Origin of the sequence: Litchfieldella qijiaojingensis (assembly GCF_014651875.1) — a bacterium.
Lineage (GTDB): Bacteria > Pseudomonadota > Gammaproteobacteria > Pseudomonadales > Halomonadaceae > Litchfieldella > Litchfieldella qijiaojingensis.
On the sequence record NZ_BMXS01000004.1, the window covers coordinates 25501 to 51803 of the forward strand.

At 61.6% G+C, this 26303-nt stretch carries 25 protein-coding genes; 2 read left to right on the forward strand and 23 right to left on the reverse strand.

Annotation, left to right across the window (positions count from 1 at the left end; genetic code table 11):
• Positions 1-27: 27 nt before the first annotated feature.
• From IE093_RS05725 to IE093_RS05785, 13 genes are all read right to left on the reverse strand, one after another.
• A complete protein-coding gene (locus tag IE093_RS05725; RefSeq protein ID WP_189467066.1) occupies positions 28-1695 on the reverse strand; it encodes a phosphoethanolamine transferase in 1668 nt (555 codons plus the stop codon).
• Positions 1688-2434, reverse strand: a complete 747-nt coding sequence (locus tag IE093_RS05730) for a phosphatase PAP2 family protein (protein WP_189467068.1) — start codon at positions 2432-2434, stop codon at positions 1688-1690. The genes IE093_RS05725 and IE093_RS05730 overlap by 8 nt, the downstream gene beginning before the upstream one ends.
• A complete protein-coding gene (locus IE093_RS05735; RefSeq protein WP_189467070.1) occupies positions 2416-2805 on the reverse strand; it encodes a diacylglycerol kinase in 390 nt (129 codons plus the stop codon). Before IE093_RS05735 ends, IE093_RS05730 begins: the two co-directional genes overlap by 19 nt.
• A gap of 220 nt (positions 2806-3025) precedes the next feature.
• Positions 3026-3895 (reverse strand): WD40/YVTN/BNR-like repeat-containing protein, encoded by an 870-nt coding sequence (locus IE093_RS05740; RefSeq protein WP_189467072.1) that lies wholly within the window; start codon positions 3893-3895, stop codon positions 3026-3028.
• 206 nt (positions 3896-4101) lie between these two features.
• Complete coding sequence (locus IE093_RS05745; protein ID WP_189467074.1) at positions 4102-4509, reverse strand: Na+/H+ antiporter subunit G; 408 nt, start codon at positions 4507-4509, stop codon at positions 4102-4104.
• A gap of 162 nt (positions 4510-4671) precedes the next feature.
• The gene (locus IE093_RS05750; RefSeq protein ID WP_189467076.1) at positions 4672-4941 is read right to left on the reverse strand and encodes a K+/H+ antiporter subunit F; all 270 of its coding nucleotides are present in this window, start codon (positions 4939-4941) and stop codon (positions 4672-4674) included.
• The gene (locus IE093_RS05755; RefSeq protein ID WP_189467078.1) at positions 4938-5441 is read right to left on the reverse strand and encodes a Na+/H+ antiporter subunit E; all 504 of its coding nucleotides are present in this window, start codon (positions 5439-5441) and stop codon (positions 4938-4940) included. Before IE093_RS05755 ends, IE093_RS05750 begins: the two co-directional genes overlap by 4 nt.
• Before the next feature lies 1 nt (position 5442).
• Entirely contained in the window at positions 5443-6963 is a 1521-nt protein-coding gene (locus IE093_RS05760) for a monovalent cation/H+ antiporter subunit D (RefSeq protein ID WP_189467079.1), read from the reverse strand.
• Positions 6960-7301: a Na+/H+ antiporter subunit C gene (locus tag IE093_RS05765; protein ID WP_189467081.1), complete on the reverse strand. Its 342-nt coding sequence runs from the start codon at positions 7299-7301 to the stop codon at positions 6960-6962. Before IE093_RS05765 ends, IE093_RS05760 begins: the two co-directional genes overlap by 4 nt.
• The gene (locus IE093_RS05770; RefSeq protein ID WP_189467083.1) at positions 7301-10099 is read right to left on the reverse strand and encodes a monovalent cation/H+ antiporter subunit A; all 2799 of its coding nucleotides are present in this window, start codon (positions 10097-10099) and stop codon (positions 7301-7303) included. Before IE093_RS05770 ends, IE093_RS05765 begins: the two co-directional genes overlap by 1 nt.
• 219 nt (positions 10100-10318) lie before the next feature.
• Positions 10319-11542, reverse strand: a complete 1224-nt coding sequence (locus IE093_RS05775) for a MerC family mercury resistance protein (protein WP_189467085.1) — start codon at positions 11540-11542, stop codon at positions 10319-10321.
• Positions 11543-11559: 17 nt separating this feature from the next.
• Positions 11560-11823, reverse strand: coding sequence for an anti-sigma factor family protein (locus IE093_RS05780; RefSeq protein ID WP_189467088.1), 264 nt, complete (start codon positions 11821-11823; stop codon positions 11560-11562).
• On the reverse strand, positions 11820-12476 hold the full coding sequence (locus IE093_RS05785; RefSeq protein ID WP_189467090.1) for an RNA polymerase sigma factor: 657 nt from the start codon (positions 12474-12476) through the stop codon (positions 11820-11822). Before IE093_RS05785 ends, IE093_RS05780 begins: the two co-directional genes overlap by 4 nt.
• Positions 12477-12793: 317 nt before the next feature.
• On the opposite strand from IE093_RS05785, the gene IE093_RS05790 reads away from it, so the two are divergent.
• Together IE093_RS05790 and IE093_RS05795 are read left to right on the forward strand one after the other, a co-directional pair.
• Positions 12794-13585, forward strand: a complete 792-nt coding sequence (locus tag IE093_RS05790) for a methyltransferase domain-containing protein (RefSeq protein WP_189467093.1) — start codon at positions 12794-12796, stop codon at positions 13583-13585.
• 42 nt (positions 13586-13627) lie between these two features.
• Positions 13628-14107, forward strand: a complete 480-nt coding sequence (locus tag IE093_RS05795; protein WP_189467095.1) for a cupin domain-containing protein — start codon at positions 13628-13630, stop codon at positions 14105-14107.
• A gap of 114 nt (positions 14108-14221) precedes the next feature.
• Here IE093_RS05795 and IE093_RS05800 read toward each other — a convergent pair whose 3' ends face one another.
• The 10 genes from IE093_RS05800 to IE093_RS05845 all read right to left on the reverse strand — a co-directional run bounded on the left by IE093_RS05800 (position 14222) and on the right by IE093_RS05845 (position 26299).
• Positions 14222-14461 carry a hypothetical protein gene (locus IE093_RS05800; RefSeq protein WP_189467097.1) on the reverse strand — a complete coding sequence of 80 codons (240 nt, stop codon included), beginning with the start codon at positions 14459-14461 and terminating at the stop codon, positions 14222-14224.
• A gap of 149 nt (positions 14462-14610) precedes the next feature.
• The gene (betT, locus tag IE093_RS05805; protein ID WP_189467100.1) at positions 14611-16659 is read right to left on the reverse strand and encodes a choline BCCT transporter BetT; all 2049 of its coding nucleotides are present in this window, start codon (positions 16657-16659) and stop codon (positions 14611-14613) included.
• Positions 16660-17166: 507 nt separating this feature from the next.
• Complete coding sequence (locus IE093_RS05810) at positions 17167-17829, reverse strand: hypothetical protein (protein WP_189467102.1); 663 nt, start codon at positions 17827-17829, stop codon at positions 17167-17169.
• Positions 17830-17951: 122 nt separating this feature from the next.
• The gene (locus IE093_RS05815) at positions 17952-18656 is read right to left on the reverse strand and encodes a response regulator (RefSeq protein WP_189467104.1); all 705 of its coding nucleotides are present in this window, start codon (positions 18654-18656) and stop codon (positions 17952-17954) included.
• A complete protein-coding gene (locus tag IE093_RS05820; protein ID WP_189467106.1) occupies positions 18653-20083 on the reverse strand; it encodes an ATP-binding protein in 1431 nt (476 codons plus the stop codon). Before IE093_RS05820 ends, IE093_RS05815 begins: the two co-directional genes overlap by 4 nt.
• Before the next feature lie 155 nt (positions 20084-20238).
• Complete coding sequence (locus tag IE093_RS05825; protein WP_189467107.1) at positions 20239-21288, reverse strand: LacI family DNA-binding transcriptional regulator; 1050 nt, start codon at positions 21286-21288, stop codon at positions 20239-20241.
• Between the two features lie 403 nt (positions 21289-21691).
• Entirely contained in the window at positions 21692-22798 is a 1107-nt protein-coding gene (locus IE093_RS05830; RefSeq protein WP_189467109.1) for an ABC transporter ATP-binding protein, read from the reverse strand.
• 49 nt (positions 22799-22847) lie between these two features.
• A complete protein-coding gene (locus IE093_RS05835) occupies positions 22848-24464 on the reverse strand; it encodes an alpha-amylase family glycosyl hydrolase (RefSeq protein ID WP_189467111.1) in 1617 nt (538 codons plus the stop codon).
• 21 nt (positions 24465-24485) lie between these two features.
• On the reverse strand, positions 24486-25328 hold the full coding sequence (locus IE093_RS05840; RefSeq protein WP_189467113.1) for a carbohydrate ABC transporter permease: 843 nt from the start codon (positions 25326-25328) through the stop codon (positions 24486-24488).
• A complete protein-coding gene (locus tag IE093_RS05845; RefSeq protein WP_189467115.1) occupies positions 25325-26299 on the reverse strand; it encodes a carbohydrate ABC transporter permease in 975 nt (324 codons plus the stop codon). The genes IE093_RS05840 and IE093_RS05845 overlap by 4 nt, the downstream gene beginning before the upstream one ends.
• Between the last annotated feature and the right edge of the window lie 4 nt (positions 26300-26303).

The window sequence follows — 26303 nt, forward strand, 5'->3', positions numbered from 1 at the left end:
CTACTGTGTCATTGCCTATCATCTCATTCAACTGGACTGACTCGCATGGCGACAGTCATGGGTGATATCACGCTCGGCCTGAACCACTTGACTCTTTACACCGAGCACGCCCAGAACGCTGTGAAAGAGGTTGTCATGGCTAAGTGGCAGGTCGGTTCGGGCCTCCAGACACCCATGGTCCAGACCGACAGACTGGTCGAAGGTTGGGGAGGACCACCAGACCATCGGCACTTTGGTCTGCTCCGAGGGGGCAATGGAATAGGGTATCCCATGCAGATAGATGCCATGTTCACCGAGTGATTCGCCATGGTCGGAGACATAGAGCAGTGCCGGAGCATGATGCTGCTGGCTGTCGAGATAGGCGATGATGCCGTCCAGCAAGGCATCGGTATACAGAACTGCGTCATCGTAGCTGTTCACGATCGACTGCCGGGAACATTGGGTCAAGTCGGCGCTGTCGCAGGTTGGGGTAAAGGCTCGGAAGGTGGCCGGATAGCGTCGGTAGTAACTAGGGCCATGATTGCCAAGCTGATGCAGTACGATCACTGTATTTCCCTTGAGGTTGTCGGCCTGCTTTTTCACTTCCTCCAGCAGCGCGCCGTCCAGACAACGCCCCTGCGAACATAGCTCGGGGTAGTCCTTGGGCGAAGGCGACAGACTCACCACCTCATCGCATACCCCCTTGCAGCCGGACTGGTTGTCCACCCACAAGACCTGGAAGCCGGCATGCTTCAGGACATCCAGCAGCGATTCGTGACTCTGGATATAGCGCTTGTCATAGTCACTCTTGCCCACCGGTGAGAACATGCAGGGCACCGACACCGCAGTACTGGTGCCGCAGCTGCTGACATCGGAAAAGTTGATGACATCGCGCGCGGCCAGGCGTGGCGTGGTCTGACGTTCATAGCCGTTCAGTCCCCAGTTGGTGGCACGAACGCTCTCGCCAACCACCATGACCAACAGCAGGGGCTTGTTTCCCCTGACAGGAGCAAGTGTCGCATCTTCTCCAATGGCCAGGCGCTCGCTGGGAGGCGGGTCGCTGGCCGCCAGGACCTGTCCCATCGATACCAGATAATTGCCAGGCGTTACCAGGTAGCGCAGTTCCGTATTGTTGCGCATCAACGACGACAGGCTTTGGTAGGACAGCATCAGCGAGATGCCCAGCACGACAATGCCACCGGCCAAATAGGCGAGTTTGCGACCGATCGCCTTTTTCCAACCGCATTCGACCAAGCGCACACGCCACAGCAGTAGAGTGGGCAGGACGCCAAAAGCCAACATGTGGACCACGAATCGTGGGGTCAATAATTCAGCGGCTTCCTGCCTATCCGTCTGCAGGATGTTAACGATCATGTCGGTATTGAAGTAGGTGCCGTAGTAATGGGTGAAATAGCTCACTGAAGCCGCGATCCACACCAATACCGTCAGCACCACCTTGACGCTGAAACGAGTGACGCATAGCACGAAGACGACGAATTGAAGACTGGTCAGCACCAATGCATCACTGGCCAACCGACCCCATGTGGATAGCGTCAGAAGCGATTGATCGCCGAGTACGCCACGCCAGAACGCCAGGTTGTAGAACAGGGTGAAGGCCAGGCAGACCAGCAAGGTCAGGGCTTCCGGCGACAGGGTAAAGGAGAAACGGCAATGTCGTGCCAGCCAGTGGTCGGAGGCAAAGAAACGATTAGACATGTGGAGAACCTTCGACAGAGACACGCTGCGCGTCAGTGGATGCGGGGATCGGCGGGGAAGCCGGAAGCATCAGTCTTGCCAGGACGAAGCTGATCGACAGGCACAGCATCAGGGTCCAGAGGTCGTGGGACAGGAAATGTGCGCCGCGCAGTTGCTGAGTGATACCGAAGACCAGGCCCATGACGATGCCCAGCCCGAGTCCGGCCCAACGCCAGCGGGGTACGGTGGCGCCAAGGAAGAAATACAGTGCCAGCCAGGCATACCCGGCGCTGGCATGGCCGGCGGGAAAGCAGGCTGTGTCCGGCATCGTGGTCGGGCGAGGATCGAACAAGCCGGTGAAGGGGGTGTCACCGCCATAGCGGACGAGATCCCAAGGACATTCCATGCTCACCAGGTGCTTGATAACCGATACGGTCAGTGTCGATGCCGTCACCGCCAGGAACAGGTAGGTCAACGGTCGACGCCAGGTGCGTAGTGAGGGAAGCAGAAAACTGCCGATCAGGGCCATGATGACGCCGCCACCCATGAATTGACTCATGAGCCGGCCGCCACGATGAAGGATGTCTTCGGTAATGAAAGCATCACGCAGCGCCCAGCTATCGCCCTGCAAGCGATAAAGCGTGTCGGCCAGGTGGAAATCCACTTCGAGCCAGCGTCCTGTCAGCATTACTGCCAAGAATCCGGACAGAAACCAGAGCACTGCCGAGAGCTCGCGTGGTGTCAGCTCAGCAAGACGCATGCCCAGCTCCCTCCCGCCAGCAGCAGGCTGACCATTACCGCCGCCGAGCCCAAGTCCTTGGCAAGCCCGCTTATCGGGTGATGTTCCATGCCGATGCGGTCGACCGTTGCTTCGATAGCGGAGTTGAGTAACTCAACGACGATCACCAGCAGCATGGAGGCCCACAGCAAGGCACGTTCAACCCCTTCCAGGTCGAGCACCATGGTGATGGGGAACAGGCATGACAGCGCAACGAGTTCCTGACGAAAGGCCGCTTCGTAACGCCAGGCGGCCGATAGCCCGGCGCAAGAATATTTGATGGCCTTGGACAGGCGCTTAAGACCCGTTCGCTTGTGCGTCTTTATGTTTATGGATGGATCGAGTGATGACATGCCTGGTACTCCTCTTGGGTCAGGCATGTCAGTGTCGATGGTGAAGCTTAAGTGTCGCTTAACGTTAGGCTTTGTCAAAAACTGCCTGCGCTCGGCCATACGGCGTTAAAAATCAGCTCAAAATGCTCATTTACACCCACGTAAACTCCGCTTTCTCGCTGATTTTTGCCTTGTCTGGCCATCGCTCGGCGACTTTTTGTACAAACCCTAGGGAAGAGGCTTACAGCGCCTTCCAATTCCTGCCGCCGTTCTCGCTCATGAGAACCCTGCTGCGTTGGTCCACGCCAACGAGCCGTTCACCATCGTTGGGGTCGATGGCGAGGTGCAGCAGATAGTCTTCCCCCCAGTCGTCGCTGAGCACCTGCCAGTCGTGCGTTTCCTCCGTGGTGTGCAGCAGGCCTAGCCCCGGCATGAAGGCATAGAGATCGCCTCCGGCAGTGGCGGTAACCACGCTGGTGGGGCGACGTTCGGGGTGTGCCTGGCGCCAGCGCTTGCCGCCGTCGGGGCTCATCAGCAATCCCGTCTGGGTGGCGGCATAGAGATGATCGGCGTTGCGTGAGGAAGCCGCCAGGGCGATCAGCCCTTCGGGTGCCGGCGCCTGGATATCCCAACTGTGGCCGCCATCTCGGCTAATCTGTAATTGGCCGCGGTAGGCGCCATAGAGGACCTGGGGATCGGCCTTGCTGACGGTCAGCTGGTGGAAGTCCACCGGCCCCTCGACGCCCTCAGCTCGCTGCGACCAGGTCTGGCCGCCATCGCTGGAAACGATGAATCCGAGATTTCCGCCGCGTTGCGGATGGCCGCTGGCGAAGAACAGCTCGGGATCATGGGGGTGGGGGGCGAACCCCATGAAATCGTGGGTTTCGTCCGAGATCTGCCGGGCCAATCCATCGTCGCCGATGATATGGAAGCCATGGTGGGTGGCCAGATAGAGCCGCTCGGAATCGTTCGGGTCGAAGCCGATGCCGTGAAAGTGCGTCTGTTCAGCCAAGGCGTCGAGAGTGATGCCTTCCGGCTCCGATTGGCAGGCGGCGAGTGTCGGGGCGAGCAAGAGAATAGCGAAACTACGTAGCATCGTGGATGGCTTCATGGACTTGTCCGTGTTGGGGATGGCGAGAAAAAGAATACTCCGGGTGGTGGCTAGCCCACAGTATCGTATCTTGTGTCTCTCCTTCAGGTGCCCATCTCCGCCTCGTGCATCAATGCCTCGGCGGTGTTGAGCCAGTGGCTGATTTGCCAGGCAGGGACGGCATTCATGGTATCTCCTGCTATGGAAGGCTGGCGAAGATCCGACTGTCAGTCGGCGGACTCTTTATCACCGGCTGGCGCCGAAGAGGCAGCGTGTTCCGTCACCGGCGCCCGGTCCATCTCGGGCCAGGGAGGATGGCGAGTGTTGGCACTGCAATGCACTCGGCGATGCAGTGCCGCCCAGGCCATCACATGGGCGCTCACCGGTGCCGTGACGAACAGGAAGACCGTGATCAACACCTCCTGCACCCTGATACCCTCGCCGCTGGTGCTGAAGTACAGCAGTGAGCCCAGCATCGTGCAGCCCACCCCCAGCGTGCTGGCCTTGGTCGGGCCGTGCAGGCGCATGTAGAAATCCGGCATGCGTGCCAGGCCCAGCGATCCCAGGGTGGCCACGATGGCCCCGATCAGCAGCATGGCGGCGATCAGCGCATCCAGCCAGGTCGGTATGTTCATTGGCTGCCTCCTCCACTCAGGAAACGCTGAATAAATCGGCGAGCGGAGCTAAGCGCAAGGCGCACGGAGCACAGGAACCGGAGCATATGGGGTATATGTGAGGATTCCGAGCACCGCGCAACGCAGCGATTGGCCCGCGCAGGCAATTATTCAATGTTTCCCTCATTCGATGACGTCACCGCGGACCAGATACTTGGTCATCGCAATGGTGCCCACAAAGCCCATGAGGGCGATGAGCAGCGCCGCTTCGAAGATCATGGTGGTGTCCATGTAGATGCCCGCCAACACGATCACGGCAATGGCGTTGATGTTGAGCGTGTCCAGCCCCAGGATTCGATCGGTAATGTCTGGCCCGCGCAGCAATCGATAGAGACTCAGCAGCAGGCTGATGCTGAACAAGAACAGGGCCAAGGGAATAACGGCGGCAATCATCCCAGAATCTCCTTCAGTGGTTGCTCGTATCGGGTCTGGATGTGGCGGATCAGTGCGTCCTCATCCACCACATGCAGTGCATGGATCAGCAAGGTTTTGTGATCCGGGCTGAGTCCGGTCGATACCGTGCCCGGTGTCAGGGAAATGGTGCTGGCCAGAATGGTAAGGGCGAACTCGTTCGTCAGTGTGACGGGGTATCGAATGAAGGCGGGCTGTAGTCGTGCGGGAGATCGCATGATCAGCCAGGCAACCATGACATTCGACTTGAGGATGTCCCATAGTAGATTGACGAGGTAGGGCAGTAGCCGCCACGCCTTGCGCAGTTGGGGGCGCTCCGGCCAGAACTGCTGGATCGAGAAGGGAATCAGCCAGCCCAGGAAGGCGCCGGTCAGTATCTGGGCCGGGCTCAGCGTGTTCATCAGCAACAGCCACAGTACCAGCAGAAACACAGAAAACTGCGGCCGGGGCCACCAGTAGCGCAATTGCTGGAATGCTCGCATGTCAGAGTCCTCCCATTGCCCGCAGGGCAACCGCTTCGACCGCCTCCACGTAGTGCTGTGGCGCCGATATTGCGTCTGCTGTATCCAGCATGAACGTCATGACGGGAGTGGCCGCCATGGACAACGCGGCACTGCCCAGGACCATGGCAATGACGACGCCGAGTCTTGCCGGATCGGCTCGCCATTGGTGGGGACGCGCACCGGATTGGCGCCAGAAAAACTTGCTGCCGGCCCGGCTCAGGGCGATCAGGATCATGAAGCCCGCGACTAGCAGTATTGGCCATAACCAGGTCTGATTGCCCGTTTCGCCGGCCACCTGCAGGATCCAGACCTTGCTGATGAAGCCGCTGAAAGGTGGCAGTCCGGCGAACGCGATGGCACCGATGAAATAGACGCTGCCCAGTATGCGGTGATCCTTCATGGCTGCCGCCACGACCATATGATCGGCGGCGACACCGCGTTGACGGGCGATCAAGTCGGCAAGCAGGAAGAAGGTCGCCGTCATCAGGGTGGAATGCACCAGATAGAAGAGCCCGGCACCGATGGCCTCGCGAGTGCCCAGTGCCAATGTCGCCAGCAGGGTCCCGGTGGAGACGATAACCATGTAGGCCGTCAGGTTGCGCAGGTTGGTCGCCCCGAGCACCCCGATGCCGCCGAGTGCCAGCGTGGCAAGCGCCAGCGGCCATAGCCATTGCCAGGCGGTGGTGCTGACCAAGCCCGTTTCCAGGCCAAAGATCAGGCTGAAGACACGCAGCATGGCGTAGATGCCGACCTTGGTCATGATGGCAAACAGGGCCGCGACGGGGGCGCTGGCGGCGGTATAGGCCCTGGGCAGCCAGAACAATAGTGGCAAGAGCGCCGCCTTGACGCCGAACACTACCAGCAACAGCAGCGAGGCCGCGGTCAGCAACGGCTGGTCGCCGGCGGGGGCATTGGCCACGCGTACCGCCAGGTCCGCCATGTTCAAGGTGCCGGTCACTCCATAGAGGATGCCGACGCCAATGATGAACATCGCCGAGCCGACCAGGTTCAGAATGACGTAGTGCAGACTAGCTCGACAGCGAGCGACGCCGCCGCCGTGCAACAACAGGGCGTAAGACGCAATCAGCAGGATCTCGAAGCATACGAACAGATTGAACAGGTCGCCGGTGAGGAAGGCACCGTTGATACCCGCCAATTGGAACTGCAACAGTGCATGGAAGTGGGCACCTTTGCGGTCGTCCCCGCGGCCCGCGTACATGGCGCAGAACACGGCCAGGGCAGAGGTGATCAGCAACATCAGCACGCTGAGACGGTCAGCCACCAGCAGTATCCCGAAAGGCGGCGACCAGTTCCCCAGCGTATACAGCACATGATTTCCCACCATGACCTGCCGGAACAGCAGCAGCGCGATCAACACGAGCAGAGCGGTGCTGACCAGGCTGATCAGGCGCTGAAGCGCGAGTGGGGCGACGAACACGACCACCAGGAAGGCCCCGGCAAGCAGCGGAATCAGTACCGGCAGGATAAGCAGGTGGTTCATGGGCGCCAGTCCTCGTCCGGATCCACACCATCCACGTGGTCGTTGCGCAGTTCCACCGCCGCACGCAGTGACAACACCACTACGAAAGCGGTCATGGCAAAGCCGATCACGATGGCGGTCAGCACCAGCGCCTGGGGTAGTGGGTCGGCCTGACGACTACCTTCGCCGATGATGGGCGGGGCCTCCAAGGCCAGTCGACCCATGCCGAAGAGAAACAGGTTCACGGCATGGGAAATCAGGGTCAGGCCCAGTATCACTGGAAAGGTGCGGGCCCGCAGGAGCAGATAGACGCCGCAGAACGTCAGCATGCCCAGTGCGGCTGCAAACAGTGCTTCCATCAGCCGATCTCCTTGCCAGGCCCTTGCAGGGTCATGAGCTTGCCCAGGTTCGCCAGGATCAGCAGGGTTGCACCGACCACCGTGGTAAAGACCCCGAAGTCGAACAACAGCGCGGTTGCCAGCTCGATGTCACCCAGCACGGGCAGTCGATAGTGTTCGAACCAGCCAGTCAGGAATGGCGCTCCAACCGCCAGGCTACCCAGGCCTGTGAGTGCCGCCAGCAGAATGCCGCCACCGACCAAGGGACGGAAAGGGGTCAGCATGCGTGAATGTGCCCAGGCCAGGCTGCACGACATGTATTGCAATGACAGGGCGACGGCCGCGATCAGACCGGCGATGAACCCTCCCCCAGGCAAGTGGTGGCCGCGCAGGAAGATGTAGGCCGAGACCATGAGGGCGACTGGCAAGATGGGTCGCGCAATCATCCTGAGGATCAGGGGATGGGGGGCGTGGGCCCAGTACTGGCCCAGTGCCTGGGGCATGCGGTCCTTCAATTGCAGGTTGCGGGTGAGCGCGAAGACCGCCACGGCGGCAATCCCCAATACGGTGATTTCCCCCAGGGTGTCGAAACCTCGGAAGTCGACCAGGATCACATTGACCACATTGGCACCGCCGCCCTCGGGGACGCTGCGGGTCAGGAAAAAATCGGAAATGCTCCGGGACGGACGGGTCATGACCGCGAAAGCCATGGTCGCCACGCCCAGGCCACTCAAGGCGGCGAGTGTGAGGTCACGCCCGCGACGCCAGTGGGAAGATTCCGACGGCGTTCTCTGGGGCAAGAAGGACAGGGCCAGCATCATGATGATCACCGCCATCACTTCCACCGATAACTGGGTCAGGGCCAGGTCCGGGGCCGAGAAGCGGGCAAAGGTGAGGGTGACGAACAGGCCGGCGGCACCCATGAGCAATAGTGCAAAGAGGCGGTTGCGGTGGCCGATGACCGCGCCCAGGGCAGTCGCCATCAGCAGCACGGCACCGAAGACGGTCATCGGATCGAGCGGGGTCAGGGCCTGGGGGCCTCGCCACTCGGTCATGGTGGTGAGTGCCGAGCCCATCATGACCAGGGCGCTGATCAGTACGAAGGCGATGTAGCGCTGCACCGAGCCGTTCTCCAGTCGATGCACCTGGCGTTCGGCAAAGGTCCCCGCCTGCAGCATCAGCCACTCGAAATTTTCCTTGGCATCGACCTCGGGTAGGCGGTCGTAGAGGGCAAACAGTTGCTGTCTCGCCAGATACATGGCGAGGCCGCCCGTCAGCGCCAGGACACTCATCAGGAATGGCAGGTTGAAGTGGTGCAGCAGGCCGAGATTGTACGGGGGAAGGGCGTCGCCGAGTGCCGCCTCGGCCGCGGTGTGCAACAGCGTATGCACCACGTATTGCGGCACGATGCCGACCACGATGCAGGCGGCAGACAGCAGTGCCACCGGTATCAGGATGCCTGTTCCCGGCGGTTTCGGGGGCCAGATGGGCAGGTTCCGCGGTTCTCCGTTGAAGAAGACGTTGTGGAAGATGCGTATCGAATAGGCGACGGTCAACAGCCCAGCGACTGCCGCAAGGGCGGGGACGAGCCAGGCCAGTGGACCCGTGAACGGCGACACCATGGTCTCGGCAAAGAACATTTTCTTGCTCAGAAACCCGTTCAGCAACGGCAGCCCGGCCATGGAGGCGGCGGCGATGGCGGTGAGTGCGCCGAGAAACGGCATGAAGTGCCACATGCCGTTGATGCGGCGCATATCGCGGCTGCCGGTCGAGTTCTCGACAATGCCCGCCATCATGAACAGCGGTGCCTTGAACAGGGCATGATTGAGCAAGTGAAACAGCCCCACGATTAGGCCCATTTTGGTGCCCATGCCCAGCAGCAGGGTGATCAGTCCCAGGTGGCTGACGGTGGAGTAGGCCAGCAGGCCCTTGGTGTCATGCTTGAACATCGCCACGAAGGCGCCGGTCAGCAGGGTCGCCATGCCTACAGCGGATACGCCGTACAACCATAGACTGGTGTCCGCCAGCACCGGATGCAGCCGGGCGAGCAGAAAGATCCCCGCCTTGACCATGGTCGCCGAATGCAGATAGACGGACACCGGTGTGGGCGCGGTCATGGCGTGAGGAAGCCACAGGTGGAAAGGGAACTGGGCGGACTTGGTCATGGCGCCGAGCAATACCAGCGAGAGGATCAATGGATATTGGCGGTGCTCGCGAAGGGCGTCGCCGGCGGCCAGCACTTCGCTCAAGTGGAAGCTACCGACGATCTGGCCGATCAGGATGACGCCGGCCATCAGCGCTAGCCCGCCGCCGCTCGTGATCACCAACGTCAGGCGGGCACCACGCCGGGCCGGGCGTTGATCCGAGTGGAAGCCGATCAGCAAGAACGAGACAAGGCTCGTCATTTCCCAGAACACCAGCATGAACAGCAGGTTCTCCGAGGTGACGATGCCCAGCATGGAGGCCATGAACACCAGCATCAGTGCAAGGAAACGACCACCACCGCTTTTGCCGGCGAAGTAATAGCGGGCATATAGGATCACCAGCAGGCCGATACCGACAATCAGCAGGGCAAACAGCATGGCCAGCCCGTCCATGCGAAACGCAATGTTGAGCCCGATGGCGTCGACCCAGCGCCATTCCGCCACAATGACGTTGCCCGCCAGAATGGCGGGCAGCATGGAGAGGGCTAGTGCCAGCGCCGTCAGTGAAACAAGAGCGGCGGTAATGGCCGAGAATCGAAGAACCCGTGTGAGATCGACTGCCGAGATCAGCAGGGCTCCGAGCAATGGCAACGTGACGAGCAATAGCAGCGTCATGAAAATACGGCCTCCCGATGGCAAGTCTTACGCTTTGCCTGAAAACTGCCTGCGCTCGATCATACGGCGTTAAAAATCAGCTCAAAGACCTCATTTACACCCCCGTAAACTCCGCCTTTTCGCTGATTTTTGCCTTGTCTGATCATCGCTCGACGACTTTTCGGACAAAGCTTAGAAAAGGGCTCGCGCTACCCGGTGCGATCCGGCGATGGGGCACACTCAGTGAGCCCCCATCCCCAGCACCCGAGCCTCTTGTCGTCGCCGTCGATACAGGTCCCAGCCGGTGGCGGCAGTCAGCAACAGGAAGCCGGCCAGTTCGACCAGGGCGTAGTAGTCGACGAACAGGGTGTAGAACAGGATGCCCGTGGCGATCATGCCTATCAGGGTTGGACCAGGGGCTCGGTGTCGGCGAATGCCGGCGGCAATCGCCGCCAGCGTGAGCAGCACGAAAAGCGCGATGGCACTGGCCCAGGTTCCTTCACTCAGTCTCAGACCAAGACCCAGCAGTGGCAGTCCCGCCACTACGGCCAGGGTGCCATAGCAGGTCAGCAAGGCCATGACCAGGGCGGCTACCCCCGCCAGGCCACGGCGATGGATGGCCGCCAACCAGCGTCGCGGGTCGAGACGTCGCGACCAGCGCTGTATCGGAGAGGGGACCGCTTGGCCACGTCGCATGCCAAGCTCGATGGAGTGAGCGCCGAAACTGGCGGCGATCTCCCGGGTTTGCGCGCTGGGGCTGTGGGCAAAATAATCGAGCGTGCGCAGTATTCGGATATCCTCGAACCCGGCGTCATGGAACAGCGCCAGCAGGTCCTCCTTCACTGTGGCGCCGACCACGCATTCGACCCAGAGGCGCGGATCCTCGTGGCAGTCCACCGATACCGGGCGGCGAATGACCACGTCGGCGAGCTGCAGCCGTCCCGCGGGGCGCAGCACCCGGAACATTTCGGCTACTGCGCGACGCTTGTCCGGCACCAGGTTCAGGGCACCGTTGCTGGTGATGCTGTCTACACTGGCGTCGGCCAAGGGCAAACGCTCCGCCGACGCCTGGATCACGCTGATGTTGTCGATGCCGCGCTCGTCGATGGTGGCCTTCAGCTTGCGAGTCATGGCATGCGTCAGGTCCAGGGCGATCACATGCCCCTCGGGGCCGACCAGGCGACTGGCGATCAGGCTATCGTTGCCGGCGCCGGCACCGACATCCAGCACCCGGTCGCCCGGGCGTATGGCGTCGGCACGAAAGGGATAGCCGACCCCGGCGAAGGATTCCACGATCTGCTCGGGAAGGTCGGCGATTCGTTCTGGCGGATAACCCAGCAAACGACACGCTGAACCGCCGACGGGGAAGTGGAAGGGCGAGGCAGGAGAGTCGGCCACGGCGGTGTACATCCCTTGGACCGCCGCGAAGATCTGCTGTCGGGAATAGCCGAGTATAGCGACCATGCACATCTCCTTGCCGGTCAGCTCGTGGAATTCGTCTCATCGGCGTCGAATCGGTCGAGCAGATCCTTGACCCGCCGATGTAGACGCTGCGGGGCTCGCACACTGACGGATTCCTCGACCTTGGCACGCAAGCGCCTTTCGAACTCCGCACGGGAAAAGCAGTCACGGCACCGCGCGAGGTGTCGTTCGATATCGGCCCTGCGCTGGCTGTCCACTTCCCGGTCGAGGTAATCGAAAAGCTGTTCGATGACTTCCTCGCAGGTCAGCTCTCTTCCGGTCATGGTGGTTCTCCCTCGGTTCCACGGAAGGCGACCGTGAAGCCGGCCTCCCTGGCCTGTTTCCAGAGCGCCTTCTGCAGCAACGTTCGCCCACGGTTCAAGCGGGAGCGTACGGTGCCAAGCGGTATGCCGAGCAATTCGGAGACCTCACCGTACGTATAGCCCTGGACCTCAACGAACACAACGATCATGCGGTAAGGATCGGGCAGGGCATCCAGCGCTCGTTGCAAATCGTCTTGCAAGAGCTCGTTGAGAAAGCGGTCCTCGGTGCTGCCCCACCACAACAGGAACGGCTGATGCAGTTGTTGGAATAGCGAGAAGCTGGTCGCATCGAGATTATCCGGCTCGCAGGTCTCGGAATCGTCCGCCATCTTCGGACGGCACTGCCGGCGGCGCCATTCACTGACGAAGGTGTTGTTCAGGATATGGAACAGCCAGCCCTCGAAACGATCGGGATCGCGCAGTTCATCCAGCTTGGTCCAGGCCTTGCCGATCGCATCGGCGACGATGTCTTCAGCATCGTCGGGGTGGCGTGTCAGGCGTAGTGCCGTGCCGTAGAGGCGATCCATCAGGCGCTCGACTTCGCGTTCGAACCATTGACGGCGCCGCTGCCGGTGGCGGGCGCGGTCATCGCCCGAAGATGAAGAAGCTGACATCGTCGCCCTCGAATCGCCTGGCCAAGGAACCCGGTCCAGTGTGCTGACAAGCATCGTCGATTACCTATTGAGCATGGAACATCCCTGCATGGTGGGCAATTCGGGGGATCCCCGGTGGCTGGTCTGGCGAAGCCGTCCTCCATCGCCAGGACGCAGCCGGGGCCGTAATGGTTCCCGGTACTTGGTCAGGGCATTTCAAAAAAGCGGGAACATTTGCGACCCGCCGCGCGTCCTGGCGGCACACGGTGACAATGCGCCGTGAAAAACCACAAGGGAAACGCTTCCCAAGTACTTCCCAAGTACAGGAGGGTAGATCCATGGCAATCGAAGCACATGCGCAGACCTCGTCGCTGGACCGTTCGGACCTCGAGCGTCAGGTCAAGGAGATGTACCGGCAGGTCGCGGAGCAGCCGCAGGGCGAATTTCATTTCGAGATGGGGCGAGCCCTGGCCGAGCGCCTGGGGTATGCACCCGAGGATCTGGACCGGATTCCTGTCGAAGCGATCGACTCCTTCGCCGGAGTGGGGCATTTCTTCGACCTGGCGGACATCGCCCCTGGCGAGGTGGTGCTCGACCTGGGCAGTGGCTCGGGAATGGATGCTTTCCTTGCCGCGCTCAAGGCGGGCCCCGAAGGGCGTGTGCTGGGACTGGACATGACCGAGGCCCAGCGTCTCAAGGCCCAGCGCCTGGCCAGGGAAGCGGGGTTCGAGACGGTCGAGTTCCATGCCGGCTATATCGAGGAGCCGCCCTTCAAGGACGCCAGCGTTGATGTCGTGATCAGCAACGGTGTGATCAATCTCTCGGCCGACAAGCCGCGAGTCTTCGCCGAGGTGGCCCGGGTGCTGCGCCCTGGCGGAAAGTTGGCGATCGCTGACATCGTCACCGAAACGTCCTTGCCCGAGCAGGTCAAGTGCAATGCCACCCTGTGGGCGGCATGCATCGGCGGTGCCATCCAGCAAGACGACTATCGCGCGGCGATCGAAAAGGCGGGGTTGCGCGTCGAGACCGTCCGTGAGCATCCGGAATATCGCTTCCTGACCGAGTCGGCGCAGGGCGCCAGCCGCACCTATGGCGTCAAGAGTATCTCCCTGCTGGCCATCAAGGCGTAACGGCGCAGGGGCCAAAGAGAGCAACAACGGAGGACAACGGACATGAACAAGACATTCATCCTGACCGCCACGGCCCTGACCCTGGGCCTGTCTACTGCCACAGCCAGTGCCGAAACGCTGCCCTATCACGGCAATGGCCACATCATCGGAAGCGCGAACGAACTGGAGTGGGGGCCGGTGGGCTCCATGGGCGGGGGAGCCGAGATCGCCATCATCGAGGGGGATCTCAGCGAAGAGGCGCCGTTCACCATTCGCCTCAGGCTCGAGGACGGCTATGAGATCAAGCCTCATGTCCATCCGGCGTACGAACGGGTCACGGTGCTTTCAGGCACCTTGCACTTCGCCCATGGCGAGACCTACGACCCGGAAGCCACGCGGGCGCTGTCCGAGGGCGGGTTTGCCATCATGTCGCCGGGAGACCCGATGTTCGGCTACGCCGAGGGTGAGACGATCATTCAGTTGCACGGCGTGGGGCCTTGGGGCATCGAATACCACAACCACGAGGATGACCCGCGCAACTGAAGGACACCTTGTCGTGACGCTCTGGTGCCGCACGGGGTGCGGCACCCCGGTCTTTCCGTGTGGCCGGTCCGGCGGCTGACGCGCCCCGGGAGCAAGGGTCACCGGGGCGAGCTCTCATGGCCGCATCACCATCTTCGCCTCGGTGAGCCGCTTGACCACACTCTTGAACCTGTTCTTGAGGATCACCGTCTCGCCGCTGGTCAGGGTGATCACGGCCACCGGCTCGTGGCGCGGCTCGTTCTCCGCCTCGATCTCGGGACGAATCTGCGCGATCTGGTCGAGATGCAGCAGCAGGACATACTCTTCCTCGGTGGTGGGATAGTCGGTGATGACCTCGATGAATCGGTGACTCATAGTCGTTTCGCTCCATGAGCGGTAGATGGCCCTCAGTCTAGTCGAGGCCTGGCTGAGTCTCGCGCGGTGCTGCCAGTCAGTCGCCGGTGAAGATGCGAAAGACGGCGACGCCCGGGGGCGTCGCCGTCGTCGACAGGCACTATAGGAGATCAAGAGGGAGTGCCTAGCGCCTCCGCCTCGCCAATGGAGCCGGGCATGGCATGTACGGCGCCGTTCTGAACGCTGAGTGCCAGGAACTGCAGGTGGCGTTCGTACTCGGCGAGTACATCGCCAAGGACCTGGCCGCGGGTATAGCCGTTCAGGTCCTGTCCCAAGCCGCCTTCGGCGAGATAGACATCCAGGCGCAGATAGTAGTCGTCATCCACTGGCAGGAAGCTTGGCGCACGCATGCGGTGCGGCCGGACCTGATAGACGAAGCTCTGGGCGTTGTCGAACTCCACCTGCAGGGTCAGACGCGGCAGCGGCTCGCCTTCTACCTGCTCCTCGTCGACGTTGGCCGTCTGGCCGCGGCTCTCGAGTTCCTGGGCGAACTGGGCAAGGGCCGGGCGAATCGCATGTTCGATGGTAGCGGCGGCTCCGGCACGGTTGGAGGTATCCAGGGCCCGGTCGAGACGCTCGCGCCAGTCGCCTTCAGGGGTAATGTCGGCGATTCGGCGGCGAGCAAGTGCCTTGTCGCCTTCCATCCGCAAGGCGCGATAGGTGCCGGCCATGATGGCGAAGATCACCACCGAGAACGGCAGGGCGGTGATCACCACGGCGCTCTGCAAGGCGTTGAGCCCGCCGGCCATTAACAGGGCAACGGTGACCAGGCCGATCATTGCCGACCAGAAGATACGCAGCCTGATCGGTGCGTCGTGGTTGACGTCGGAGAGAATCGACGTGAAGTTGGCCAGCACCAGGGCGCCTGAGTCCGCCGAAGTGACGAAGAACACGATACCCAGGATGGTTACCACGCCTGCGGTGGCAATGGCCCAAGGATAGTGCTCGAGCAGGGTGTACATGGTGGTCTGGGGAGTGCTCAGGGCCTGTTGGCCGAGTTCGGCGACACCTTGGTTGGCGACCAGTTCGATGCCGCTGTTACCGAATACCGACATCCAGATCATCATGAAGGCCAGCGGGATGCCCAGGGCACCAGCGACGAATTCGCGAATGGTGCGTCCACGCGAGATGCGTGCCAGGAACAGGCCGACGAACGGTGTCCAGGCGATCCACCAACCCCAGAAGAAGATGGTCCACCAACCTTTCCATTCATTGGCTTCGGCGCCGGCATAGGCATAGGTATCGAAGCTCTTGCCGATGAAGCCGCTGAAGTAGTCGCCGATGTTATTGACCGCCATGTCGAGCAGTTTCAGGGTCTGCCCCTGGAACAGCACGAACAGCAGCAGGGCCAGCGCCAGCAGCATGTTGAATTCCGACAGGCGGCGAATACCCTTGTCGACACCGCTGACCACCGAAATGGTGGCGATCACCACGACCAGCGCGATCAACACGATCTGTACCGACAGGCTCTCCGGCACGTCGAACATGTAGTTCAGCCCGTAGTTGAGTTGCATGACGCCGATGCCGAGGCTGGTGGCGATACCGAACACGGTGGAGATCACTGCGGTGATGTCCACCGTATGCCCGATGGGACCGTAGATACGCTTGCCAAGAAGTGGGTAGAGGGCGCTGCGGATCGACAGCGGAAGACGATGACGATAGCTGAAGTAGGCCAGCGCCATGCCCATCAGCACGTATAGTCCCCAGCCGGACAGGCCCCAGTGGAAGAACGTCTGGACTACCGCGGCGCGCATCGCCGCCTGGCTTTCCGGCTGGAGATCCGGCGGGGCCAGGTAGTGGGAGAGCGGCTCGGCGACGCTGAAGAAAAGCAGGTCGATACCGATACCGGCGGCGAACAGCATCGCCGACCACGATAGCAAGGAGAACTCTGGCCGCGAATGATCGGGGCCGAGGCGGATACTGCCGAATCGTGACATACCGATGGCGACCACGAAGACCAGATAGGCCACCACCGCCAGCATGTAGTACCAGCCGAAGGTTTCACTGACCCAGGCCAAGGCGGCGTCGAAGAAGGCGCCAGCTTGTTCGGTGAAGGTCATGGTGATTACGAGGAAGACGAGAATTCCTGCCACCGAGCCGTGGAACACGGCCGGATTGAGTCGGTCTCGCCGTTCAGGCATAGCATTGCCATTCGCCATGGGGTTGACTCCCTATGTGTTGTTGATATCTGTCTCGCGCCTCGGGGCGGTGCGACACGCCGGGCTGCCCGAGCGAGGCGGGAAGCCGGAAGTGAGGGCGTCCTTGAGTATCATTCATCGCTTGCTGTTATTTTGATTGAATGAGCAATCAAAATAACGCCAAAAGGCTTTCCTTGCCTAGGCCCTGAATGATGGGATGTCGCAATCAGACACGAAACACGGATTCGATGCCTGGGGCATCTTGATGGTGGTGGCAATCCCTCACTGACCTGGCTTGTCTTGGAACGACATCGCCTGGGAGTGGCTTGCCACCGGATAATCAATTTTTATTGATTGATCGTTCAAATAAAATACGTGCTTCTCGAACGAAGTGCAACTCCTGCCCCGTCAACTCATCGCTCAGGGCAAGGCCGGGCCACGAAAAAGCCCGGTATCAAAACCGGGCAAGCAGGGAGCTACGGGGGTAGCGTCTGCCCGGCGGTGCATCGCACTGCCGGGGCGGGGGTATCAGGCGTCTTCATCCTGGTGGCTGGAGCCGTGCTTGCCATGAGGCATGCCATGATGACCTTTGTGGTGGCCGTGGTGCGGCTTCATGATGTCGCGGAGTTCCGCCATCTGTTCGTCGCTTAGAATCTCGGACAGGGCGGCGCGGTGCTCGTCACGCAGCTCCAGCCAAGCGGCGCGCCGGTCTTCACGGCTGTCGAATTCTTGATTACGCAGCTCTCGGGCGTCGGACATCATCGCTTCGCGGGCATCCAACAGGGCCTGCCGCTCATCTTCGCTAAGCCCCCAACCATCGATCAGGACGTTCAAGCGCTCCTGCATGGCCTGGCGGCGTTCGGCATGGTGCTCCTCGTGCATCTCGCGCATGGCGGCGCGCAGGGCTTCATGCTGTTCGTCGTCGAGGATCTCTGCCATCTGCTCGCGATGCTGGTGTTGCAACTCGTGCATGGCTTCGCGATGTTCGCGATGTGCCTCATCCAGTGCAGCGCGGGTCTCTGCGTCCAGACCGGCACGCTCGTAGAGTGCCTGGCGGTGTTCCTGATGCCGTTCGCTCCAGGGATGGTGGGGGCCTTCGCCGGGAGAGGCGATGGCAGCAAGCGTCAAAGGTGCGATAGCCGCCGCCAGCAGGGCCGGCATCAGCAGTTTGCGTGTGATCAATCGGATCATGGCAAGACACTCCTTGTGGTCTCTATGTCGACGCTTGCAGTCTCGCCAAATCTTGTGCACCGAGGATGCAGGGAGCGTGCAATCACCGGGTAAAAGCGTGCACGCTCCCTGCACGTTCGGGGTCACTCCTCCGGCTGATACTTGTAGCCTACGCCGTAGACCGAGCGGATGATCTCGCGCTCGGGCCACACATCGCCGATCTTCTTGCGCAGCTTCTTGATATGACTATCGACGGTGCGTTCGGAGACGATGCGGTGGTCGCGGTACATGTGGTCCATCAACTGGTCGCGCGAGAAGATGCGCCCTGGCGCGCCCATCATTACCTTGAGCAGTTGGAATTCCACTGCCGTGAGCCCAAGGTCGTGGCCATCGGCCAGCGCTCGCCAGCCATCCTCGTCGAGTACCAGGGCGGCGCCCGCGCTGGGTACGTCATAGCCGTCGAGGGTACGGCTGCGGCGCAGCACGGCCTTGACCCGGGCCACTACCTCACGGGGGCTGAACGGCTTGCAGATGTAGTCGTCGGCGCCCAGCTCCAGACCCAGCAGGCGGTCGACTTCCTCGACTCGGGCGGTGACCATGATCACCGGCAGTCGTGGCCAGCGCTCGCGAATCTGGCGGCACAGCGTCAAGCCATCGGTGCCGGGCAGCATCAAGTCGAGCAGTACCAGCGTGGGACTCTGTGCTTCCAGCCATGGCATGACCTCGTCGCCATGCTCCAGGTGGTGGGTGTGGAAGCCGCTATCGGTCAGATAATCGGCCATCAGTCGAGCGATCTTGGGTTCGTCCTCGACGATCAGAATGCTGTCGCCATTGTCGTTACCGCTCATGCCATGTTCTCCCTGGCCAATGGAAACTCTAGCGTCCAGCATAACCCGCCCAGCGCCGAATGTGAGGGCTGCATGCGTCCTCCGTGAGCCTTGACCAGCGCGGTGGCGATGGACAGTCCCAGACCGCTACCGCCGCTCTTGCGACTGCGCGAGCCTTCGACGCGATACAGGCGTTCGGTGAGACGTGGAAGTTCTTCGCTGGAAACGCCAGGCGCGCTGTCCTCCCAAGTCACTCGGGCGTATTGGTCGTCGACGTAGAGCCAGACCCGCAGGCGGCCGGGGGCATCGGTGTAGGTACAGGTGTTGTCGAGCAGGTTGTTCCATAGCTGGCGCAGGCGCTGGATATCGCCGCGTATCGGTGCCGAGGACGGAATCTCCATCTCCAGGGCGATATCATGGTCCCGCAACCAGCCATCGGCATCCTCCAAGCGCCCGCGTAGCGATTCGGCCAGGTTCAGTGGCGCCAGCGACACCTCCAGGGCGCCGGCATCGCTCTGCGCCAGCAGGCGTAGATCGGCGACCAGGCGTTCGAGCTGGCCGACCTCCTGGGACAGCGAATGCAGGTTGTCCTGGTTCATGGAGCGAATGCCATCCTGCATGGCCTCGATCTCGCCGCGCAACACCGCCAGCGGTGTGCGTAGTTCGTGGGCGATATCCGATACCCAGCGCTGGCGGGCCTCACGATTGGCTTCCAGGGTCGCGGCCAGCACATTGAAATCGTAGGCCAGTCGCGACAGTTCATCCTGCCCGTGCTCGGCCAGGCGAATGCTGTAGTCGCCCTCGGTGAGGCGACGGGTGCCTAGCGCCATGCTTCGGGTGCGCCGCCCCAGCCACCAGGATAGCCCTCCAGCAAGCAGCAACGATGCCAGTGCCAGGGAACCGACGATGATGGAGAGGTTGCGCTGTTGGCGGGCAAGGAAGATTCGATCCATGCGCGCCATCAACTGCTGCGGAGGCCGATAGCCCAAGGCACCGACCTGCTGGCCGTTGCTGACGATGGGTAGCCAATTCAACTCAGGCGGCTCCTGGCCGTCCTCGGGCAGTATCGGGGGCGGCAGCCCTATCACCGGCAGACCGTTGGCATCGTGCAGCACGAAGTCACCGGGGTCGCCGAGCCGGCGGTCGATGCCTTTGGGGGGAGGGCCCTCTCCAGGCCACAGTTGCTGACGTACCAGCCGGTGCCACTCCCGTCTCGATTTGCGCAGCCATTGCCAGTCACCACGCCGCTGCCACTCCTCGCCAAGTCCCTCGGCCAGGGTTTGGGCACGGTTGATCTGGGTGGTTTCCAGATAGTCGATGAAACCCTGGTCGAGACTGCGCGACACGGCCAGGAACACCAACCCCGAGATCACCACATTGACCACCAGGATGATCAGGAACAGCTTGATGCCCAAACGGGACATGGCCAGGTGGGGCAGATGCTTCATGGTGTCTCCATGGCGAGTGGAACAGCGCTGGCCGATGCCTTGCTTCTTCGATGGCACGATGGCGCAGAGATTCCAGCGCAGTATTGACGCCGGGAATGCAGGGATTAGGCACGAATGGTGCAAGAATGTTGCAAGCGCAGCGTCTGCGACGGCCGTCAGGGACAGCTCTCGCCGATAAGCAACTCGGTAGTCAACAGCTTACGTTCCCGAGGCGCCAATCCGAGAATCATCTTGGCGGCAATGCGGCCCTTTTCGACGCTGTCCTGGCGTACCGTAGTCAGACGTGGAGGGCGGTACTGACCTTCGGCGATGCCGTCGAACCCCGTCAGGCGCAGGTCCTGAGGCACCCGCAGGCCACGTCGCTCGGCCAGTGTCAGGGCGGTCAATGCAATGCGATCGGACATACACAGCAGCAAGTCGGGGCGTTCGTCTTCGGGCAGGTCGAGGATCTCTTCGATCACAGGGGCACTGACCTCGAAGGTATTTTCCTCGATGTTCCACATCGGTACCTGGGCCGGGTCGATGCCATGCTCTTCGAATGCGCGATGAAAACCGATGAGGCGCGAGCGGGTGATGGTCTGTTCGGCCGACAGAAGCTCGTGCTCTTCGGTGATGCGCCCGTTGCAGGGCTGTCTGGTCAGTCGCAGGTTGATCACTGCCGGGCGTCGCGACGGGGTCCTTAGGGCATGACGGGCGATGGCATAGCTGGCCGGCTCGTTGTCGATGTGTACCGTGGGTCGGTCGTCGATATTGAAGTCGACTGCCACCAGTGGGCTTTGAGCGGGAAGGCCCGAGAGTAACATCAGGCTGGGCATCAAGCCGTAAACGATGTAGCCGTCGGCCATGTTGGCCGAACCGGGAGCCTGGGAAGCATGTTGACGTCCGGAGAGCAGCAACAGCGTATGGCCGTGGGCATCGAGGACTTCGGCGATACCGGACAGCAGCTCGCTGGATACGGCATCGTTCAAGCTGTATGTCAGGCTTTCGGCGAGCACCACGGCAATGATTCGCGAACGCCCGGTGCGCAGGCTGCGTGCCTTGGCGTCGGGGCCGGTATAGCCCAGGCGTCTGGCCTCGCTGAGGATGCGCTCGCGCAGCTTCGGCGAGAGTTGGTCGGGCCGGTTGAAGGCGTTGGAGATACTGGCGGTGGAGACACCGAGCTCAGCGGCCAGATCCTTGAGGGTAATGCGGCGTGGCGAAGACACGTGACGGCTCTATAACGATTTGATTAGCAACCTATCATAACGGTTCAGGTTGCGTGAGAATAGTCGATACTGGAGCCAGTGTCGGTTTCGCACATGGCCAGTATGCAGCCTCAGGGACATGTCAGTTGATCTCCAGCCATGCTGCCTGTCCCGCTTCCAGACACAATTCGCGGCCTTCCATCTGCGGCGCCGCCATGCCGGGCAGGTCGCCAATACCATCACCGTTGGCGACCATGAAGCTGCGTGGATAGATCTGGTAGATGGTGGCGCCACGCTACCAGTCGTGTTGCTGATCACGACGCCATTGGGAAAGTGTCATCCAGGCCTCCTGGTGACGGGAGCGCGTAGGCTCCCGTTGCGGCGATGCAAGATGTCGGCTACTGGCAAGGGCGCGATGGCCCCCTCAGGCCGCCTGGCTTTGCTTGGCAATAGCCAATGCCTTGTCGTCGCCATCGAACAGGTGGACGTGGTCGAGATCCGGCACCAGTGCCACGCGCTGGCCGATCTTCCAGCGGCTGGGCGCTTCGCTGCGATGGATCAACAGGGTGTCGCCGGCCTTGGGCTCGAGATAGACGTAGACCTCGTTACCCAGATATTCGACGTTGGCGATCTCGAAGCTGTTGTCACCTTCGGCTTCGGCAAGGCGTAGATGCTCGGGACGCACTCCCAGGGTCAAACCGGCCCCAGATCGTTGACCGTCGGTGCTCTGAGGCAGGGCCAATTCACCGAGGCCCGGCGCGCGTACCCGGCAACCTTCCGCGGAACCATCGATGAGCTCGGCCGGCATGAAGTTCATGGTCGGCGAGCCAATGAAGCCGGCGACGAACTTGGTGGCGGGCTGCTGATAGAGGGTATGAGGGCTGCCGACCTGCTCGACGCGACCGTCGCGCAATACCACGATCTTGTCGGCGAGTGTCATGGCCTCGACCTGGTCGTGGGTGACATATACCATCGTGGAGCCCAGACGATGGTGCAGGCGGGCGATTTCGTTGCGCATTTGCACGCGCAGAGAGGCATCGAGGTTGGAAAGCGGCTCGTCGAACAATAGGATGCGCGGCTCGCGGGCCATGGCACGGCCCATGGCGACACGCTGACGCTGGCCGCCGGAAAGCTCCTTGGGCTTGCGGTGCAGCAGCTCCTCGAGTTGCAGGATGCGTGCCGTGGCCATTACCCGCTCCTCGATGGTTTCCTTGGCGGTCTTGGCCAGCTTGAGGCCGAAGGCCATGTTCTCGTAGACCGTCATGTGCGGGTAGAGCGCATAGGACTGGAATACCATGCCCACCCCGCGCTCACGCGGTGGCAGGTCGTTGACGACCTGCTCGCCAATCCTCAGTTCGCCGCCGGTGATCGACTCCAGGCCGGCGATCAGTCGCAGCAGGGTTGACTTGCCGCAGCCGGAAGGGCCGACGAAGACCACGAATTCCCCTTCGCCGACGCTGAGATCGACATCCTTGATGATATGGGTGCTGCCGAATACCTTGTTGATCTTTTCCAGGGTCACGCTTGCCATCTTGCGACTCCTTGCCGGCTTCACAGAGCCGGCTTAGTGGTTTGTCGTGTCATCGCCCGAGCTGTAGAAAGGCAGCCTGATAGGGCGGTAGGGTCAATGTCTTGCCATTCAGTGCGGCCTGGAAACCATGTCCCTCGAGGGGTTTGCCAGGCTCCGGTAATCGTGTGCGGCGGGTTTCGCCGCCAAGGTTGAAGATGCACAGAAGACGCTCGCCATGACCTTCGCGAATGAAGCCGAGCAACTGCGTACCGACATCGACCAGGCTCAGGTTGCCATCGAACAGTGCCGGATGAGCTCGGCGGAAGGCCAGCAGACGACGAGTGGCGTTGAGCATGGAGGCTGCGTCGTCCTGCTGGGTCTCGACTGCCAGTGACAGGTGACCTTTCTCCACCGGCAGCCAGGGTTCCACACTGGAAAAGCCGCCACGCACGCCTCGCGTCCAGGGCATCGGGGTCCGGCAGCCATCGCGGCCCTTGAACTCAGGCCAAAGCACCTTGCCGTAGGGGTCCTGGATACGCTCAAAGGGCACCTCGGCCTCAGGCAGTCCCAGTTCCTCGCCCTGATAGAGACAGACACTGCCGCGCAGCGATAACAGCATTGCCAGCGCCACCTTGGGGTAGGCGGACGGGTCCTCGCCCATGCCCCAGCGGGTGGCGCTTCTGACCACGTCGTGGTTGGACAGCGCCCAACACGGCCAGGCATCGCCGGCGAGACGCTGGAAGCGCTCCAGCACTTCACGAATGTAGGCAGGGGAGTGCGGCTCGTTGAGCAGGTCGAAGGTATAGGCCATGTGCAGCTTGTCGCCATCGGCGGTGTACTCGGCCATGCGTTCGAGCGGTTTGTCGTCGCCGATCTCGCCCACCGTGGTGGTGCCGGGGAACTCGTCCATCAGTGCACGCAGATCCTTGAGGAAGTCGAGGTTCTCCGGGCGGCTTAGATCGTAGATGTGGCGCTGCCAGGTATAGGGGTTGGCTGCGGGGGCACCAAGCGTCTTGGCTTCGCCTTTTGGCACTGGCGGGTTGTCGCGCAACTCCTGATCATGGAAGTAGAAGTTGACGGTATCCAGGCGGAAGCCGTCGACGCCCAGCTCCAGCCAGAAGCGCATGTTGTCGAGCTGCGCGGCCCTGACTTCCGGATTGTGGAAGTTGAGATCCGGCTGGCTGGTCAGGAAATTGTGTAGATAGTACTGGCGGCGCCGCGAGTCGAAGGTCCAGGCCGAGCCGCCGAAGATCGACAGCCAGTTGTTGGGTGGCGTGCCGTCGGGCTCGGGGTCGGCCCACACATACCAGTCGGCCTTCGGGTTGTAATGATCGGCGCGACTCTCCTGGAACCAGGGATGCCGGTCCGAGGTATGGCTGATCACCTGGTCGATGATCACTTTCAGCCCCAGAGCATGAGCGCGAGCCAGCAGCGTCTTGAAGTCCTCCAGAGTGCCGAACATCGGGTCGACGTCGCGGTAGTCGCTGATGTCGTAGCCGAAGTCGAGCATCGGCGAGGTGAAGAACGGCGACAGCCAGATACCGTCCACGCCGAGGCTGGCGACATAGTCCAGTTTCTCGGTGACCCCGGGCAGGTCACCGATGCCGTCGCCGTTGGCATCCAGGAAGCTGCGTGGGTAGATCTGATAAATGACGCCACCACGCCACCAGAAAGTACTGTCTTGCATGCGAATATCCATGAATCAGGGTTAACCCTTGACCGCGCCTGCGGTAAGGCCGGAAACGATGCGCCGCTGGAAGATCATCACCAGCACCACCAGCGGCACGGTGACGGTGACCGAGGCGGCCATGATCGGCCCCCAGGGCAACTCGTGCTGGCTGCCGCCGGAGATCAGGGCGATGGCTACCGGCACGGTGCGTTGGCTGTCGGTGAGGGTGAAGGTCAGGGCGAACAGGAACTCGTTCCAGGCGGCGATGAAGGCCAACAGCCCCGTCGTTGCCATGGCTGGCCACATCAGCGGCAGGAACACCTTGGTGATGGTCACCCAGGGGGTGGCACCATCCATGATCGCCGCCTCCTCGAGTTCCATGGGAAGCTGGCGCATGAAGGTGGTCAGCACCCACACGGTGAATGGCAGGGTGAAGATGGTATAGCTGAGGATCAGCCCGCCCGGGTTGTTGTACAGGTTCAGCGAGCGGATCACCTCGAACAGCCCGGAGAGCACCGCGACCTGCGGGAACATCGACACCCCGAGCACCACCAGCATCACCGTTGTACGACCGCGAAAACGCACCCGCCCCAAGGCATAGGAGGCAGTCACGCCGAGCAGCAGGGCGATGAACACCACGCTGATCGAGACCAGGATCGAGTTGAAGATGGCACGCACGAAGCTCTTCTGGGTGAAGATATGCACGTAGTTGCCGAAGTCCAGCGACGATAGCCAGAAGTCGACGCGGAACAGCTCGCTGGACGGTTTCAGCGAGGTGATCACGGCATAGTAGAAGGGGAAGATAGCGTAGACCATGACCACTGCGATCAGGGCATAGAGGCCCACGCGCTTGGCGAGCTTGATGAGCTGGTATTGGTTCATTGGTCGACTCCCAGTTGGCGGCGGCCCAGGTACAGGTAGAGGACCGTGACCAGTGCGATGATCAAGAACAGCAGGGTCGAGGCGGCGCTGCCATAGCCCACGTCCTGAAACTCGACCAACTGCTGGCGGGCATAGATCGACATGGTCATGGTGCTGGTGGAGTTGGACGTCAGCACATAGATGACGTCGAACACGCGCAGGGCATCGAGGAGTCGGAAGATCACCGCCACCAGCAGTGCCGGAGTGATCAATGGCAGCGTCACGCGGAAGAACACCTTGACCGGATGGATGCCGTCGACCTCGGCGGCCTCGTAGCAATCCTTGGGCAGCATCTGTAGCGCCGCCAGTACCAGCAGGGCGACAAAGGGAATGGTTTTCCACACATCGACCATGATCACTGCCCACATGGAGTAGGTGGCGCTGGCGGTCCAGGGTATGGGTGAATCGATGATGCCCAGCGCCATCAGCAGGTGATTGATGATCCCGAACTGGTCGTTGAGCATCCAGGCCCACATCTTGGCCGAGACGATGGTGGGAATGGCCCAGGGAATCAGCACCGCCGCTCGCACCAGCATGCGACCCTTGAACTCTGCGTTGAGCAGCAGGGCGACGATGATGCCGAATACCACCTCCAGCGACACCGAGACGACACTGAAGAACAGTGTGTTCCACACCGAGCGCCACCAGATTGGATCGGTGAGCAGGCCGTACCAGGCACCGTCGTCATAGACCAGATAGTTCTCGAAACCGATGAACAGCGCGCTTGTGGTATCCGACAGCGAAGCGTCGGTGAAGCTGAAGTAGAAGGTGCGTAACAGGGGCCAGCCAGCCACCAGGGCCAGGGCGAACAGCATTGGGGTGAGAAACGTCCAGGCGGCGCGGACCCGTTGACGGCGTACCTTGGTGCCGCGATAACCTGCCTGACGCGGGCGCACCGCCTGGGGTGCGCCTTCGGTTGCTGGGATCGACATGGAA

Bases quoted from the DNA above. Each gene is read 5' to 3' on its own strand.
- IE093_RS05730 (WP_189467068.1), bottom strand. From the start codon at position 2,434: ATGCGTCTTGCTGAGCTGACACCACGCGAGCTCTCGGCAGTGCTCTGG.
- IE093_RS05845 (WP_189467115.1), bottom strand. From the start codon at position 26,299: ATGTCGATCCCAGCAACCGAAGGCGCACCCCAGGCGGTGCGCCCGCGT.
- IE093_RS05770 (WP_189467083.1), bottom strand. From the start codon at position 10,099: ATGACGCTGCTATTGCTCGTCACGTTGCCATTGCTCGGAGCCCTGCTG.
- IE093_RS05750 (WP_189467076.1), bottom strand. From the start codon at position 4,941: ATGATTGCCGCCGTTATTCCCTTGGCCCTGTTCTTGTTCAGCATCAGC.
- IE093_RS05810 (WP_189467102.1), bottom strand. From the start codon at position 17,829: ATGATCCGATTGATCACACGCAAACTGCTGATGCCGGCCCTGCTGGCG.
- IE093_RS05745 (WP_189467074.1), bottom strand. From the start codon at position 4,509: ATGAACATACCGACCTGGCTGGATGCGCTGATCGCCGCCATGCTGCTG.
- IE093_RS05790 (WP_189467093.1), top strand. From the start codon at position 12,794: ATGGCAATCGAAGCACATGCGCAGACCTCGTCGCTGGACCGTTCGGAC.
- IE093_RS05800 (WP_189467097.1), bottom strand. From the start codon at position 14,461: ATGAGTCACCGATTCATCGAGGTCATCACCGACTATCCCACCACCGAG.
- IE093_RS05780 (WP_189467088.1), bottom strand. From the start codon at position 11,823: ATGACCGGAAGAGAGCTGACCTGCGAGGAAGTCATCGAACAGCTTTTC.
- IE093_RS05725 (WP_189467066.1), bottom strand. From the start codon at position 1,695: ATGTCTAATCGTTTCTTTGCCTCCGACCACTGGCTGGCACGACATTGC.
- IE093_RS05840 (WP_189467113.1), bottom strand. From the start codon at position 25,328: ATGAACCAATACCAGCTCATCAAGCTCGCCAAGCGCGTGGGCCTCTAT.
- IE093_RS05740 (WP_189467072.1), bottom strand. From the start codon at position 3,895: ATGAAGCCATCCACGATGCTACGTAGTTTCGCTATTCTCTTGCTCGCC.
- IE093_RS05735 (WP_189467070.1), bottom strand. From the start codon at position 2,805: ATGTCATCACTCGATCCATCCATAAACATAAAGACGCACAAGCGAACG.
- IE093_RS05815 (WP_189467104.1), bottom strand. From the start codon at position 18,656: ATGAGCGGTAACGACAATGGCGACAGCATTCTGATCGTCGAGGACGAA.
- IE093_RS05830 (WP_189467109.1), bottom strand. From the start codon at position 22,798: ATGGCAAGCGTGACCCTGGAAAAGATCAACAAGGTATTCGGCAGCACC.
- IE093_RS05835 (WP_189467111.1), bottom strand. From the start codon at position 24,464: ATGCAAGACAGTACTTTCTGGTGGCGTGGTGGCGTCATTTATCAGATC.
- IE093_RS05765 (WP_189467081.1), bottom strand. From the start codon at position 7,301: ATGGAAGCACTGTTTGCAGCCGCACTGGGCATGCTGACGTTCTGCGGC.
- betT (WP_189467100.1), bottom strand. From the start codon at position 16,659: ATGGCGAATGGCAATGCTATGCCTGAACGGCGAGACCGACTCAATCCG.
- IE093_RS05795 (WP_189467095.1), top strand. From the start codon at position 13,628: ATGAACAAGACATTCATCCTGACCGCCACGGCCCTGACCCTGGGCCTG.
- IE093_RS05775 (WP_189467085.1), bottom strand. From the start codon at position 11,542: ATGGTCGCTATACTCGGCTATTCCCGACAGCAGATCTTCGCGGCGGTC.
- IE093_RS05820 (WP_189467106.1), bottom strand. From the start codon at position 20,083: ATGAAGCATCTGCCCCACCTGGCCATGTCCCGTTTGGGCATCAAGCTG.
- IE093_RS05760 (WP_189467079.1), bottom strand. From the start codon at position 6,963: ATGAACCACCTGCTTATCCTGCCGGTACTGATTCCGCTGCTTGCCGGG.
- IE093_RS05785 (WP_189467090.1), bottom strand. From the start codon at position 12,476: ATGTCAGCTTCTTCATCTTCGGGCGATGACCGCGCCCGCCACCGGCAG.
- IE093_RS05755 (WP_189467078.1), bottom strand. From the start codon at position 5,441: ATGCGAGCATTCCAGCAATTGCGCTACTGGTGGCCCCGGCCGCAGTTT.